General features: G+C 63.3%; 11 protein-coding genes. 4 read left to right on the forward strand and 7 right to left on the reverse strand.

Translation table 11 applies throughout. The features are described from left to right. Positions 1-98: 98 nt before the first annotated feature. Both hslO and hslR read right to left on the reverse strand, forming a co-directional pair. A complete protein-coding gene (hslO, locus tag JKV55_RS10095) occupies positions 99-968 on the reverse strand; it encodes an Hsp33 family molecular chaperone HslO (protein ID WP_202084834.1) in 870 nt (289 codons plus the stop codon). 20 nt (positions 969-988) lie between these two features. Next, entirely contained in the window at positions 989-1,381 is a 393-nt protein-coding gene (hslR, locus tag JKV55_RS10100; RefSeq protein ID WP_202084836.1) for a ribosome-associated heat shock protein Hsp15, read from the reverse strand. Between the two features lie 163 nt (positions 1,382-1,544). On the opposite strand from hslR, the gene nudE reads away from it, so the two are divergent. Together nudE and cysQ are read left to right on the forward strand one after the other, a co-directional pair. Next, positions 1,545-2,102: an ADP compounds hydrolase NudE gene (gene nudE / locus JKV55_RS10105; protein ID WP_202084838.1), complete on the forward strand. Its 558-nt coding sequence runs from the start codon at positions 1,545-1,547 to the stop codon at positions 2,100-2,102. A gap of 2 nt (positions 2,103-2,104) precedes the next feature. Beyond that, the gene (cysQ, locus tag JKV55_RS10110) at positions 2,105-2,926 is read left to right on the forward strand and encodes a 3'(2'),5'-bisphosphate nucleotidase CysQ (protein WP_202084840.1); all 822 of its coding nucleotides are present in this window, start codon (positions 2,105-2,107) and stop codon (positions 2,924-2,926) included. 15 nt (positions 2,927-2,941) lie between these two features. Here the strand turns inward: cysQ and metJ are convergent, their stop codons facing one another. Further along, complete coding sequence (metJ, locus tag JKV55_RS10115; RefSeq protein ID WP_202084975.1) at positions 2,942-3,271, reverse strand: met regulon transcriptional regulator MetJ; 330 nt, start codon at positions 3,269-3,271, stop codon at positions 2,942-2,944. A 180-nt stretch (positions 3,272-3,451) separates the two neighbouring features. Between metJ and metB the strand changes: the two genes are divergently transcribed. Both metB and metL read left to right on the forward strand, forming a co-directional pair. Further along, complete coding sequence (metB, locus tag JKV55_RS10120; protein WP_202084842.1) at positions 3,452-4,612, forward strand: cystathionine gamma-synthase; 1,161 nt, start codon at positions 3,452-3,454, stop codon at positions 4,610-4,612. 6 nt (positions 4,613-4,618) lie between these two features. Further along, complete coding sequence (gene metL, locus JKV55_RS10125; RefSeq protein ID WP_439654904.1) at positions 4,619-7,045, forward strand: bifunctional aspartate kinase/homoserine dehydrogenase II; 2,427 nt, start codon at positions 4,619-4,621, stop codon at positions 7,043-7,045. Positions 7,046-7,230: 185 nt separating this feature from the next. On the opposite strand, the gene JKV55_RS10130 is transcribed toward metL, so the two are convergent. The 4 genes from JKV55_RS10130 to JKV55_RS10145 all read right to left on the reverse strand — a co-directional run bounded on the left by JKV55_RS10130 (position 7,231) and on the right by JKV55_RS10145 (position 13,228). Then, positions 7,231-8,715 carry an aldehyde dehydrogenase gene (locus tag JKV55_RS10130; RefSeq protein WP_202084846.1) on the reverse strand — a complete coding sequence of 495 codons (1,485 nt, stop codon included), beginning with the start codon at positions 8,713-8,715 and terminating at the stop codon, positions 7,231-7,233. A 166-nt stretch (positions 8,716-8,881) separates the two neighbouring features. Next, entirely contained in the window at positions 8,882-9,829 is a 948-nt protein-coding gene (locus tag JKV55_RS10135; RefSeq protein ID WP_202084848.1) for a LysR family transcriptional regulator, read from the reverse strand. A gap of 200 nt (positions 9,830-10,029) precedes the next feature. Next, on the reverse strand, positions 10,030-11,424 hold the full coding sequence (locus tag JKV55_RS10140) for an aminotransferase (protein ID WP_202084850.1): 1,395 nt from the start codon (positions 11,422-11,424) through the stop codon (positions 10,030-10,032). Positions 11,425-11,803: 379 nt separating this feature from the next. Further along, positions 11,804-13,228: an APC family permease gene (locus JKV55_RS10145; protein WP_202084869.1), complete on the reverse strand. Its 1,425-nt coding sequence runs from the start codon at positions 13,226-13,228 to the stop codon at positions 11,804-11,806. Between the last annotated feature and the right edge of the window lie 87 nt (positions 13,229-13,315).

Here is a 13,315-nt window from a genome sequence, read left to right on the forward strand (position 1 = left end):
ATGAAGCGGATTTTAGGGGATCAACTTCAAAATTTGCAATTTTGCGCGGCGAATTAAGCAAAAAGGGGCGAAAAGCCCCTTTTTATCATTCGTGAATGTTAATGCAATGTCGGTAGGTTATTAAATAATGTCTGCAAATCAGTGCCATCGAAACGATACTGGTGGCCGCAGTAGTCGCAGTGCATTTCAATTTGGCCGTGTTCTTTCAAAATATCGTAGGCTTCTTCCCGGCCCACCTGCAACAGCGCCTGTTCGCACTTTTCCCGGGAGCAGGTGCACTTGAACACCACCGGCTGGGGATCGAACACCCGCACCGCCTCCTGGTTGTAGAGCCGGTACAGCACTTCGTGGGCATCCAGCTGCAGCAGTTCTTCCGCCTTGATGGTATGGGTCAGGGCCTCGAGGTGGGCGAAGTCGTTTTCCTGTTCGGCATTGCCGGCGGGCAGCGCCTGCAGCAGCAGGCCGGCGGCGAGCTGGCTGCCGGCATGGAGGTCGGTAAACAGCCAGATACGGGTGGCCAGCTGTTCCGACTGGGCGAAGTAGTTCTCCAGGCTCTTGCTGAGGGAGTCGGCGCTCAGCTCCACTATGCCCTGGTAGCGTTCGCCTTCGTCGGGAGTGATGGTGATGGCCAGATAGCCCTTGCCGACCAGATCGGCCAGCTTGTCGCTGTCGGGCACCCGGCCTTCCCAGCGGGCCACGCCGCGCAGCTGTTGCCGGTGGTCGCCGTTGATCACGGCCAGCGATACCGGGCCGTCGCCCTGCAGCTGCACCGTGATATGGCCTTCGAACTTGAGGGTGGCGGTGAGCAGGCTGGTGGCGGTGAGCAGTTCGCCCAGCAGGCGCTGCACCGGGGCCGGATAGGTCTTGGCTTCCAGCATATGGCGAAAGCTCTGTTGCAGTTGTACCAGTTCACCACGCACCTGGTAATTGTCGAACAGATAGCGGTGGAGTTGATCGGTCTTGGTCATAAGGGATCCTGTATGGTGGCTCAATCGCCTTGTTTAATTTTAAGCAGGGTGCGCCTTTCTTTCTTGTCCGGCTTGCGCTCCGGGCTGGGCGCGAACTGGCTGTTGAATTTACGGGCTTCGGCGTTTTGCTCCCGTTTCTTGATGCTGTCCGGGGTTTCCCGGTACAGCCGCTGGGCGAACTCCGCCTTGCCCCGGTGCTCGGACAGCTCCAGCACCACCACTTCCCTTTCATCGTTACCCTGGCGCAGGCGGATAACGGCGCCCACTTCCACCACTTTGCTGGGTTTGCCGCGCTGGCCGTTATAGTGCACCTTGCCGCCGTCAATCATGGTGCGGGCCAGGCTGCGGGTCTTGTAGAAGCGGGCGGCCCACAGCCATTTATCCAGTCGGACGGGCAGCTTGTCTCCGTTCATTGCACTCGCTCACATTAAAACTGAAGCCGGATTATACCAGATGCCCCGGCCCCTGGAGTATAAAGGGGAGGGCAAAACCCCGCTTCCGGCAACTTGTGGGCAGACGTTTCTGCCCAGTTGCGATAACCTCTGAATAGAGAGTGAACATAACGACGGAACAGGCATGGCGGACGACAAACAGAAACCAGAGATACTGCATACGGAACTGGTGGCCGAAAGCCGCCTGTTCAAGGTGGAAGCTGTTCATCTGAGGTTCAGCAACGGTGTGGAGCGGGTCTATGAGCGCATGCGCAGCAGCGGCCGGGGCGCCGTGATGCTGGTGCCCTTGCTGGACGCAGAAACCCTGTTGCTGATCCGCGAATATTCCGCCGGCACCCACAGTTATGAGTTGGGCTTTCCCAAGGGCCTGATCGATCCGGGAGAAGACGCCATGGAGGCGGGCAACCGGGAGCTGATGGAGGAGATAGGCTACGGGGCGCGGCAACTGACCCACCTAAAGCAGGTGACCCTGGCGCCCGGTTATTTTGGCAGTCGCATGGATATCTTATTGGCACGGGATTTGTATCCCGAACAGCGCGAAGGGGACGAGCCGGAGCCGCTGGAAGTGGTGCCCTGGCCGCTGGACCAGCTGGACCAGCTGATGGCCCGGCCCGACTTCAGCGAGGCGCGCAGCATCTGCGGCCTGTTCCTGCTGCAGGACTGGCTCAATAAAGAGGAGTAACCATGGACATCACTGCCTTGCTGCCTGGCGTCAAGGCGGCGGCCCGCGAAGCGGGCCGACGCATACTGACGCTGTACGACAGTGGCCACTACCAGGCTGAACAAAAAGACGACGACAGCCCGGTCACCAGTGCCGATCTGGCGGCGCACGCCTATCTCGACCAGGCCCTGCGCGGGCTGGCCGACATTCCGGTGCTGTCGGAGGAAGGGGGCGATATTCCGTTGGCAGAGCGCCGCCGCTGGCCGCGCTACTGGCTGGTGGATCCGCTGGACGGCACCCAGGAATTCATCGCCGGCAGCGGCGACTTCTCCACCATGATTGCCCTGATCGAGCACGGCCGGCCGGTGCTGGGGGTGGTCTATGCGCCGGTGCAGGACCTGCTGTATTACGGGATGCACCAGCATGGTGCCTTCAAGGAGGCGGAAGGCACCACCAGGCGCATCCATGCCCGTCATCATGACCGGCAGGCGCCGCTCACCGGCCTGCGCATTGCCATCAGCCGCCGGCAGGACGTGGCCTGGGTGCGTTCCCGGCTGAGCCGTGAGCTGGACTATCAGCTGGTGCCCCTGGGCTCGAGCTCGCTCAAGTCCTGCCTGGTGGCGGAAGGGGAGGCCGATCTTTACATGCGCATTGGCCCCACCGGCGAGTGGGACACGGGTGCGACCCAGTGCATAGTGGAAGAGGCGGGGGGAAGGATCCTGGATCTGAACCTGGGCCGGCTCAGCTATAACCTGCGCGACAGCCTGATCAACCCCAACTTCATTACCCTGGGGGACGAGGGTCTGCCCTGGCAGCAGATACTGGTAGCGGGCGGCAAGGAATAACGCCGCCGGGCGTTATTACTCGTCGTCGATGGCGTAATCTTCGATTTCGATGCCCAGCTCGGCCATGATTTCCCGGGCCTGGGCCGGGATCTGGTCGGGGACGTCCTTGCGCAGATCGTCGTCCTGGGGCAGGGGCTGGCCGGTATAGGCGTGCAGGAAGGCCTCGCACAACAGTTCGCTGTTGGTGGCATGGCGCAGGTTGTTGACCTGGCGGCGGGTGCGCTCGTCGGTGAGGATCTTCAGCACCTTGAGCGGGATGGAGACGGTGATCTTCTTGACCTGTTCATTTTTCTTGCCGTGCTCGGCGTAAGGGCTGATATAGTCGCCGTTCCATTCAGTTTTCATCATGCACCCGTAAATAAGGTTAAAAATCCGGAACGGATTGTAACCCCTACATTTTTTATTGGCAATCCAACCACAAAGCCTTTCGGACGTCTGGAAGGCTTGACGGCTTTTTCCTGCTGAGTTACTGTGCGCCTCTTGGAAATTCCAGATACCAGGCTGCCAGCGTGCAAAGGAGAGGACATGCCCGACTACCAGACCCAGACTTACGCCGTTCGTACCGGCATCGACACCGATACCCAGCATGGTGCCGTGGTGCCGCCGGTCTACCTCACCAGCACTTATTCGTTTGCCGACTATAACCAGCCGCGCCAGTTCGACTACACCCGTTCCGGCAATCCCACCCGGCAGACCCTGATCGAGGCGCTGACCAAGCTGGAGGGCGGCGCGGGCGCGGCGGTCACCTCCACCGGCATGGGCGCCATCAACCTGATCATCACCTCCCAGCTGCAGGCCGGCGACCTGCTGCTGGCGCCCCACGACTGCTATGGCGGCAGCCACCGGCTGTTCAACTCCCTGGCGAAAAAGGGCAACTTCCGGGTGGAATACGTGGATCAGAACGACCCCGTTGCCCTGGCCGAGGCCCTGGCCAGAAAGCCGAAGATCCTGTGGATTGAAACCCCGTCCAACCCGCTGCTGCGGGTGGTGGACATCGCGGCCCTCTGTGCCGCGGCCAGGGACATAGGCGCCCTCTCGGTGGTGGACAACACCTTCCTGTCGCCGGCGCTGCAGCAGCCGCTGACGCTGGGTGCCGACCTGGTGGTGCACTCCACCACCAAGTACATCAACGGCCATTCCGATGTGCTGGGCGGGGCCGTGGTGGCCGCCGATGGCCAACTGGCCGAGGAGCTGCGCTGGTGGGCCAACTGCCTGGGCCTGACCGGCTCGCCCTTCGACAGCTACCTGACCTTGCGCGGCCTGCGCACCCTGGGCGTGCGCATGCGCCAGCACTGCGAGAACGCCGCGGCCCTGGTGGCCTACCTGCAGGGCCGGCCCGAGGTGAAGGCGGTGTATCATCCCAGCCTGCCCGGCAACCCCGGCCACGAGGTCGCCGCCCGCCAGCAGTCCGGCTTCGGCGCCATGCTCAGCTTCGAGCTGGACGTGGACGAGGCGGGCATGAAGGCCTTTTTACAGCAATTGCAGCTGTTCTCCCTGGCCGAGTCCCTGGGCGGGGTGGAGAGCCTGATCGCCCACCCGGCCACCATGACCCACGCGGCCATGACCGAGGAGGCCCGCGCCGCCGCCGGCATCAGCAACCAGCTGTTGCGGGTATCGGTGGGGATCGAGGACGTACGCGACCTTATTCACGATTTAGACAACGCATTCAAGGCCCTGAACAAGTAAATGACCATGCTTCAGAATGACGGCGACCAGCGGCGCCCGGTGCACAAGTTTGGCGGCAGCAGCCTGGCCGACGCCGCCTGTTTTCACCGGGTGGCCGGCATCATCCACAACCTGGCCCAGCCCGACGCCCTCATCGTGGTGTCGGCGCCGGGCAAGACCACCAACCGGCTGATCGAGCTGCTCAGCCTGTTCACCAGCGGTGACAGCGCGGCGCCCGAGGCGCTGGAAGGCCTGCACGGTTTTCAGCGCAACCTGATCGAGACCACCCTGGACGAGGAGAATGGCGCGCCCCTGCTGGCGGCCCTGGACGACGACATCCAGACCATCGCCGCCGTGTTGGAGCAGAGCCGCCTGGACGACCATCAGCGCAGCCTGATCCAGTCGTTCGGCGAGGTCTGGTCCTCCCGCCTGCTGGCCCGGCTGCTCGCCGGCCAGGGCCTGCCGGCGGCCAGCCTGGACGCCCGCCGCTTCCTGCTGGTGTCCGGCTCGCCGGTGCAGGTGGACGAGGCCGAGTCCCGCCGCCGCCTGGGCGCCATACTGGCCGAGCACCAGGACCGGATCCTGGTGGTGACCGGCTTTATCGCCGCCGACGCCCAGGGCCGTACCCGGCTGCTGGGGCGCAACGGCTCCGACTTCAGCGCCACCCTGCTGGCATCCCTGGCCGACAGCAGCCACGCCACCATCTGGAGCGACGTGCCCGGGGTGTTCAGTGCCGATCCGCGGCGGGTGAAGGAGGCGCGGCTGCTGACCCGGCTGTCGCTGCCGGAAGCCGCCGAACTGGCCCGGCTGGGCTCGCCGGTGCTGCACAGCCGCACCCTGGGCCCGGTGGCCGCCAGCCGCCAGCAGCTGATGCTGCGCTGCAGCTACCACCCGGACGACGGCCATACCCGCATACAGCGCCAGCCGCAACGGGCCCAGGGCGCGCGCATCGTCACCGCGGTGGACGATGCCGTGCTGCTGGAGATGAGCATTCCCGCCCGCTACCAGGAAACGGTGGACGCCCTCACCGACTGGCTGGCCCGGCGCGAACTGGCGCCCCTGGCCTGCAAGCGCCGGCCCGAGCGCCAGCTGTGGCAGATTACCTATACCCGGGAGCAGGCCGAGCAGGCCTTCTCCCTGCTCAGGGATCACCAGCCCGCCGGCGGCTTCGAAGGGCTGCAACAGCGGGAAGGCTTCTCCCTGGTGGCCCTGGTGGGCAAGGGCGTGACCGCCCAGGCCGAGCAGTGCCTGCACTTCTACCACGCCCTCAACGAGCAGCCGCTGGAGTTTATCCAGCCCGCGAAAAACGGCCTGAGCCTGGTGGCGGTGGTGCGCAAGGTGGTGCTGGATCCGCTGCTGCTGCGCCTGCACCAGAGCCTGTTCAGCCGGCCCAGGCGGGTCGGCCTGGTGCTGTTCGGCCGGGGCAACATCGGCCAGGCCTGGCTCAGGCTGTATCGGGAGCAGAAGGCGCGGCTGGAGCAGGAGCTGAACGTGCAGCTCAGCCTCTACGGCGTTTTCGACTCCCGCGGCGGCATGCTGGCCAGTCAGGGCCTGGAGGTGGAACAGGTGCTGAACGACTTCCAGCCCAGGTCCATCGTCTGGCCCGACTGGCTGGAGGATCTGGAGGAACACGGCTTCGACAGCCTGGTGGCCCTGGACTTCACCGCCTCCGAGGCGCTGGTGCAGCATTATCCGGCCCTGGTGCAGCGCCATGTACACCTGATTGCCGCCAACAAGCACGGCGGGGCGGCGGAGCAGGCGTTCTACCTGCGGCTTAAGCAGAGCCTGGCCGAGCACAGGGTGCAGTTTCTCAGCAACGCCACCGTGGGCGCCGGCCTGCCGGTGCAGACCGCCATCCACCAGCTGCGCCACTCGGGCGAGCAGATCCGCGTCATCAGCGGGCTCTTCTCCGGCACCCTGAGCTGGCTGTTCCAGCATTTCGACGGCAGCCAGCCCTTTTCCGAGCTGGTGCTGCAGGCCTGGCAGCAGGGCCTGACCGAGCCGGATCCCCGGGAGGATCTGAACGGCCAGGACGTGAAGCGCAAGCTGGTGATACTGGCGCGGGAGGCGGGCTTCGATCTGGATCCGGCCAAGGTCCGGGTCAGCAACCTGGTGCCCGAGTCCCTGGCGGCGCTGGACAGGGAACGCTTTATCGATCGGTTGGACGAGCTGGACCAGCCCCTGGCCGAGGCCCTGGCCCAGGCCCGAGAAGAAGGCGGGGTATTGCGCCACGTGGCCCGCTTCGATACCCACAGCGGCGAGGCCAGCGTGGGGCTGGAGGTGGTGGCCGGCGAGCACGCCTTCGCCCACCTGCGGCCCGGCGACAATGTGTTCGCCATCGAGACCCAGCACTACCGCCAGAACCCCCTGGTGATCCAGGGCCCCGGCGCCGGCCGGGAAGTAACCGCCGCCGCCATGCAGGCGGATCTGTGGCAGTTGCTGACCACCCTGTAAGACAAAGAGGCTCCCGCAAGGGAGCCTCTTCAACTTGATGATATCCTCCCTCCGCATTTTTAATTGTGGTCATCTCCGCGAAGGCGGAGATCCATGGAAGATTGCACCGGACTCCCCCCTTCGCGGGGGGGACTACAGGGTAATACGAAGCTTGACCAGCAACTTGTCGAGCAGGAACGCCGCGCTTAGCGCAGCTTGATCCAGGTGGTTTTGAGCTGGGTGAACTTGTCCAGGGCGTGCAGGGAGAGATCCCGGCCGAAGCCCGACTGCTTGTAGCCGCCGAAGGGGGTGCTGAAGTCCAGGGCGTCCATGGTGTTCACCGAGACGGTGCCGGCCCGCAGCCGGCGCGCGACCCGATGGGCCCGGTTCAGATCATTGGTCCATACCGAGGCCGCCAGTCCGTAGACGGAGTCGTTGGCCAGGGTGATGGCCTCTTCCTCGCTGTCGAAGCCGAACAGGGCCGCCACCGGGCCGAACACCTCGTCCCGGGCCAGCGCCATGTTCGGGTCTACCTTGTCGAACACGGTCGGTGCCACATAGGCGGTCTCCGCCACTCCTTCGCCGCCGGTCAGCAGCTCGGCACCCTCCTCCCGCGCCTGGCGGATGCACTGGCGTACCCGGCCGGCGTGGTCCAGATCGATCAGCGCGCCTACCCGGGTGTCCGGATCCAGCGGATCTCCTACCTTGAGGGAGCGGGCCTCGGCCAGGAATTTCTCCACGAATTGGGCCTTGATGCGGTTATCCACCAGGATGCGGGAGTTGGCGGAGCAGACTTCGCCCTGGTTGAAGAAAATACCTTGGGCGGCGTGGGCCACCGCCTCGTCCAGGTCGCAGTCGGCGAAAATGATGTTGGGGCTCTTGCCGCCGGTCTCGGGCCATACCGGTTTCATGTTGGATGCGGCGGAATAGCCCATGAACAGCTTGCCCACCCGGGTCGAGCCGGTAAAGGCGAGGCAGTCGACGTCGTTGTGCAGGCCCAGGGCCTTGCCCACCACCTGGCCCAGGCCGGTGACCACGTTGAGCACGCCGTCGGGCAGGCCCGCTTCCCGCGCCAGCCCGGCCAGGCGCAGGGCGGTGAGCGGCGACTGCTCGGCGGGCTTGAGCACCACCGAGTTGCCGCTGATCAGCGCCGGTGCCAGCTTCCAGGCGGCGATGTCGAGGGGAAAGTTCCAGGGCACCACGGCGGCCACCACCCCTATGGGTTCGCGGGTGATGGTGGCGATGCTGTCGCCGTCGGTGGGGGCGACCTCGCCGTAGAGCTTGTCCACCGCCTCGGCGTACCACTCGAAGCAGGCGGCCGAACCGGGAATATCGATATTGAGCGCATCCTGTATCGGCTTGCCCACGTTCAGGCTCTCCAGCAGGGCCAGTTCCTCGGCGTGCTCCCGAATAAGAGCAGCCAGCTGAAGCAGCACCGTCTTGCGCTCCCGGGGCGCGGCCCGGGACCAGGCTCCGGCGTCGAAGCTGCGCCGGGCGGCGGCCACGGCCCGGTCGACGTCCGCCTCGCTGCAGGCGGCAACCTGCCCCAGCAGCTTGCCGGTGGCCGGATTGACCACGGGGTAGCTTTCTCCACCGGCGGCATCGGCGAAGTTTCCATCGATAAAGGCCCGGGTTTCCAGGGTGAGTCGTTCGCATTGCTGCAGCCAGTAGGCTTTGTCTTGTACCGTCATCCTTCTCTCCATCCGTCCCCGCGGAGACGTCCTCGTCCTGTCAGTATCGACTGAGATGCAGAGCCCGGTCCAACCGGCCTCTTCTTCACATAGCCAGCCTATGAAGTGGGCTTGCATCTGTAAAATATTTTTATTTTTTGTTTTGTATTCATTTTCTTTATTCAAGTTATTTCAGGCTGCGATAGAAGCGGCTGTCGGTGAACACAGTGCTCGACAGCTGCTGGGCCTGTTTGGCCAGCTGTTCGATAAAGGCGTCTGCCGCCGGTGTCAGCCGGAACTGAGCCAGCCGGGCCACCCCCATGCGCAAGGGGCGCAGGCTGTCGGTCAGCGGTACATGGGTGAGGCTATTACCGTCGAGCGCCAGGTTGTTGACCAGGGGAACGTTGAACAGGGAATAACCGAAGCCATTGGCCACCAGGCCGCGCACCATGTCCATCGATTTGGCCTGGTAGGCGAAATTGGGCTCGAGTCCCTGGCTCAGGAACAGGGAGAAGAAATATTCCCGGCTCATGGGCCAGTCGAGCAACACCATGGGGTGTTCGGCCAGCTCCGCCAGCGACAGCTCGCTGCGCTCCGCCAGGGGATGATCCTTACCCATCACCGCGTAGGGGGGAAATTCCATCAGCGGTTCGAACTCGATATCGGCAGGGACTTGCAGGTCGTAGGTCAGGGCCAGTTCGTAACGACCATCGTGCAGGCCCTGGATAATGTCTTTCTGGTGCTTTTCGTCGCACTGCACATTAACCGCCGGGTACATGTCGTTGAAACGGCGGACCAGCCCGGGCACCAGTATGGGGGTGAAGGTGGGAAAGCCGACGATGCGCAGGGAGCCGGCCACGTCATGCCCCAAGGTGTTGGCGTAGTGAGCCAGGCCGTCGGCCTGCCCCAACAGCTGTTTGGCCTTGACGATAAACTGCCGGCCCGACGGGGTGAGTGACAGTCCCTGGGCATGGTGGCGCACGAACAGCTGCAGCCCGGTGACGCTCTCCAGGTGCAGAATGGCGGAGGAAATGGAGGGCTGCGATACATGCAGCTCTTCCGCCGCCCGAGTGACGCTGCTGTGTTCACCGGCTACCACGAAATAGCGCAATTGCTTGAGGGTAAAACGCATCATAGGCTTGCTTCCTGCAAAGAGGACGAAGCGGAAAGGCTCCATCCCAGGTTCATTACTAAGGCTGTATTAAAAATATATCTGGATTTAAAAAAGTAATGCAATGCGGTCGATCACTTTTCCGGATCCGGTGAGGGCAGGAATACAAAAAAGCGGGAGCCATGCTCCCGCCAAAACATAACAGAGTGAACAAGTGATACCGGTTACAAGAAGCCCTCCGACCTCAATTCCTGGACGGTGGCCTCGATGCTCTCGCGCAGGGTGGCAATCATAAAGTCGATATGCTCCTTGGTCAGGGTTAGGGGCGGCGACAGCACGTTCATATGGGCCAGGGGACGCACTATCAGGCCGCGGGCCTGGCAGTGATCGGCGATGCGGTTGCCGACCCGGGCCTTGGGATCGATCAGGGCCTTGGTTTCCTTGTCGGCCACGTTTTCTATGCACATCATGAACTTGCGGCCGCGCACGTCGCCGACGATGGGCAGATCGAGCAGGGTCTTCAGCTGCGCCTCGAAGTAGGCGCCCATGTCCCGCACCTGGTCGCACAGCTGCTCCCGCTCCATGATTTCGATGTTCTTCAGGCCGGCGGCACAGCTGACCGGGTGGCCCGAGTAGGTGAAGCCATGGGTGAAGATGGCGCCGTCCGCCTGGGGCTTGCTTATCACCTCGTAGATCTCGTCGGAGAGGATGGTAGCTCCCAGGGGCAGGTAGCCGGAGGTCAGGCCCTTGGCGCAGGTGATGATGTCCGGCACTATGCCGAATTCGGCCTCGGAGGCGAACATGTGGCCCAGGCGGCCGAAGGCGGTGACCACCTCGTCGGACACATAGAGCACCCCGTACTTGCGGCACACGGCCAGGATCTTCTGATGGTAGCCCTCGGGCGGCACTATGACACCGCCGGCGCCCATGATGGGCTCGGCGAAGAAGGCGGCCACCTTGGCCGGGCCCAGCTCCAGGATTTTGTCTTCCAGTTCCTGCACCTTCTCGTTGCAGAAGTCTTCCAGGCTCTGGCCGGCCGGGCGGCGATAGGGGTTGGGGCAGGAGATGTGGTGCACCAGCTGCTCCTCGATATCGAAGCCGATATGGTCGAACTTGACCCCGGTGATCGACATCGCCATATAGGTGCTGCCGTGGTAGCCGTCGATACGGGAGATAATCTTCTTCTTGCTCTTCTGGCCCAGTTGGTTGAAGTAGAAGTGGATGATGCGTACCGCCGTGTCGTTGGCGACGGAACCGCCGCAGCCGTAGAACACGTGGTTGAGGTTGCCCGGGGCCAGCTCCGCCAGCTTGGCGGCCAGTTTGGCGGCGGGCACCGTGGTGTGGTGGCCGAAGCAGGAATAGTAGGGGATCTGCCGTACCTGCTCGGCGATGGCCTGGGCCATCTCTTCCCGGCCATAGCCGATATTGACGCACCAGAGCCCGCCGATGCCGTCCAGGTAGCGGTTGCCGTCGCCATCGACCACGTGCACGTTATCGCTGTCGGCCAGCACCATGGAGCCGGTTTCCTTGAAGGTGGAGAAATCGGTCCAGGGGTGGATGTAGTGATCCCTGTCCTGCTGCCACACTTCCTGCATGCTGATGTTGGTTGGTTTGGACATTTTCGACATCGCTCCTTTGCTGATAACTGAATGTCATTTCCGGTTTGCCGCCTTGCTCTCAAAGCGTCATGGGCCTGTGGGCCCGAGGTGTTAACAAACCGCTAACCTTGAGGTTATGGGTTATTTTGTCATTGTTAAAATATTATTTTTTCACTGACTGCATTTGAAAATGTTATGCAAGGGCGGGAGCATAATCCGAGTCCGTAAATAGGTCTCTTTCGGTTCTGCCTGGGGGAGCTAGGGGAATTCTGGCCCCGAAAAGGCGTCGGTATTCGACAGGTGCTACTCCTTTGAACCTTTCCTCCCGGTATCTAGGAAATAAAAAAACGGCGACCGAGGTCGCCGTGGGTTTCTGCCTTAATCATGGGCCGCGCCAGCCTTATTTGGCATCCAGCACCTTTTCGATGGGTTCGGGCTCGAACAGCTTCTTCTTCATCACCAGCTTGACCCAAAGCACTCCTATCACCGAGACGATGCCCAGCACCACGCCGGCGGAGGCGAAGATCTGCCCGCTCAGCTCGGGGGAGGGCGAGGCGTAGTACACCGCATAGATCATGCCGCCGATACCGATAATCTGGGGCAGGGGGTAGAAGGGGGTCTTGAACGGCCGCTTCATCTCCGGGTAGCGGCGGCGCAGGGCGATGACGTTGATATGGGTGATGATGTAGGCCAACAGCCAGGCGATGGCGGCGGCGATCAGCAGCAGGCCGATGGCGTCCGGGTCATCGCCCATGATCAGCATGGGCAGGCCGGTCACGGCCGCCACGAACAGCACCGCCACCGAAGGGGTCCTGGTGCCCCTGGTCAGTTGCTTGAACTGGGGAAAGGCCTGGCCGTTCCGGGCCATGCCGTAAAGCATGCGCGGAATAGCGGCCAGGGAGGTGTTTACCGTGCTGCAGGTGGCGGTGATGGCGGCGATGGCCAGGAAGGTCAGGCCGGCTTCGCCAAACACCGCCTTGGCGAAGTCGTAATGGGGCAGGGGGGATGCGGCCAGCTGGTCTGCCGGTATATAGAAAAGGGCGCCCAGGCAGTAGATGGCGATGGTGATGAAGATCACGGTCACGCCGATGATCATGGCCCGGGGAATGTTGCGCTCGGGGTTCTTGGACTCTTCCACCAGGGGGCAGACGAACTCGGCGCCCACATAGCCCCAGATGGCCAGGGCGACCAGGGTGATGACACCGGCGCCCAGCGGGTTCCAGTCGGCGGTGAGATCGATGCCCGCCGGATGGGGGTTGGCCACGCCGCCGATGGCGGACAGACCGAGCAGCAGCAACACCACCACCATCACGAAGGCCAGCACCGATTGCAGCCGGGCGAACAGGTCGATGCCCAGCAGGTTGAGCCCGGTGAAGACGGCGAGCAGGCCGAAGCCGATGCTCATGGGCGGGAAGACGCCGGGATAGATCTTGTCGATGATAAAGTCGAGCAGCAGCAGCTCGGCGGAGAGGGCGAACATGGCCACCACTATGTAGCCGGAAAACACCGCCAGTATGGCCGGGAACTGACCGATGGCGACCTCGGTGTAGCTGCTGAGGCTGCCGGCGCGGGGGATCATCAGCGACAGCTCGGAAAAGGAATAGACGTAGGTCAGGGCCAGCACGTAGCCGATGGCCAGGGGGATGATAAAGCCCAGGCCGGCGATGCCGGCGCCCTGCAGCATCAGCACCATGACCCCCTGGGACACCACCAGGCCGACGGCGACCGCCAGCAGGGAGCCGAGCCCCAGTACCCGGCCGAAGCCGGAGTTCGCCTTGCTGTCGCCGGCGGCGGGTGCCGCGGCGTAGGTGACATTGTCGGACATATTCCATTCACTCCTAAACGTTGATATGGCCGGTTCCCGGGGCGGGCGTGTTGATCCTGTCGCCGCTTTCCGGGAAACCATGGGTTG

This window comes from Zobellella iuensis (assembly GCF_016746085.1).
GTDB classification, from domain to species: Bacteria; Pseudomonadota; Gammaproteobacteria; order Enterobacterales; family Aeromonadaceae; genus Oceanimonas; species Oceanimonas iuensis.

What these genes read in the sequence shown, in the direction of transcription:
- hslO (WP_202084834.1), bottom strand. Translation starts at nt 968, where the DNA reads ATGACCAAGACCGATCAACTCCACCGCTATCTGTTCGACAATTACCAG.
- hslR (WP_202084836.1), bottom strand. Translation starts at nt 1,381, where the DNA reads ATGAACGGAGACAAGCTGCCCGTCCGACTGGATAAATGGCTGTGGGCC.
- nudE (WP_202084838.1), top strand. Translation starts at nt 1,545, where the DNA reads ATGGCGGACGACAAACAGAAACCAGAGATACTGCATACGGAACTGGTG.
- cysQ (WP_202084840.1), top strand. Translation starts at nt 2,105, where the DNA reads ATGGACATCACTGCCTTGCTGCCTGGCGTCAAGGCGGCGGCCCGCGAA.
- metJ (WP_202084975.1), bottom strand. Translation starts at nt 3,271, where the DNA reads ATGAAAACTGAATGGAACGGCGACTATATCAGCCCTTACGCCGAGCAC.
- metB (WP_202084842.1), top strand. Translation starts at nt 3,452, where the DNA reads ATGCCCGACTACCAGACCCAGACTTACGCCGTTCGTACCGGCATCGAC.
- metL (WP_439654904.1), top strand. Translation starts at nt 4,619, where the DNA reads ATGCTTCAGAATGACGGCGACCAGCGGCGCCCGGTGCACAAGTTTGGC.
- JKV55_RS10130 (WP_202084846.1), bottom strand. Translation starts at nt 8,715, where the DNA reads ATGACGGTACAAGACAAAGCCTACTGGCTGCAGCAATGCGAACGACTC.
- JKV55_RS10135 (WP_202084848.1), bottom strand. Translation starts at nt 9,829, where the DNA reads ATGATGCGTTTTACCCTCAAGCAATTGCGCTATTTCGTGGTAGCCGGT.
- JKV55_RS10140 (WP_202084850.1), bottom strand. Translation starts at nt 11,424, where the DNA reads ATGTCCAAACCAACCAACATCAGCATGCAGGAAGTGTGGCAGCAGGAC.
- JKV55_RS10145 (WP_202084869.1), bottom strand. Translation starts at nt 13,228, where the DNA reads ATGTCCGACAATGTCACCTACGCCGCGGCACCCGCCGCCGGCGACAGC.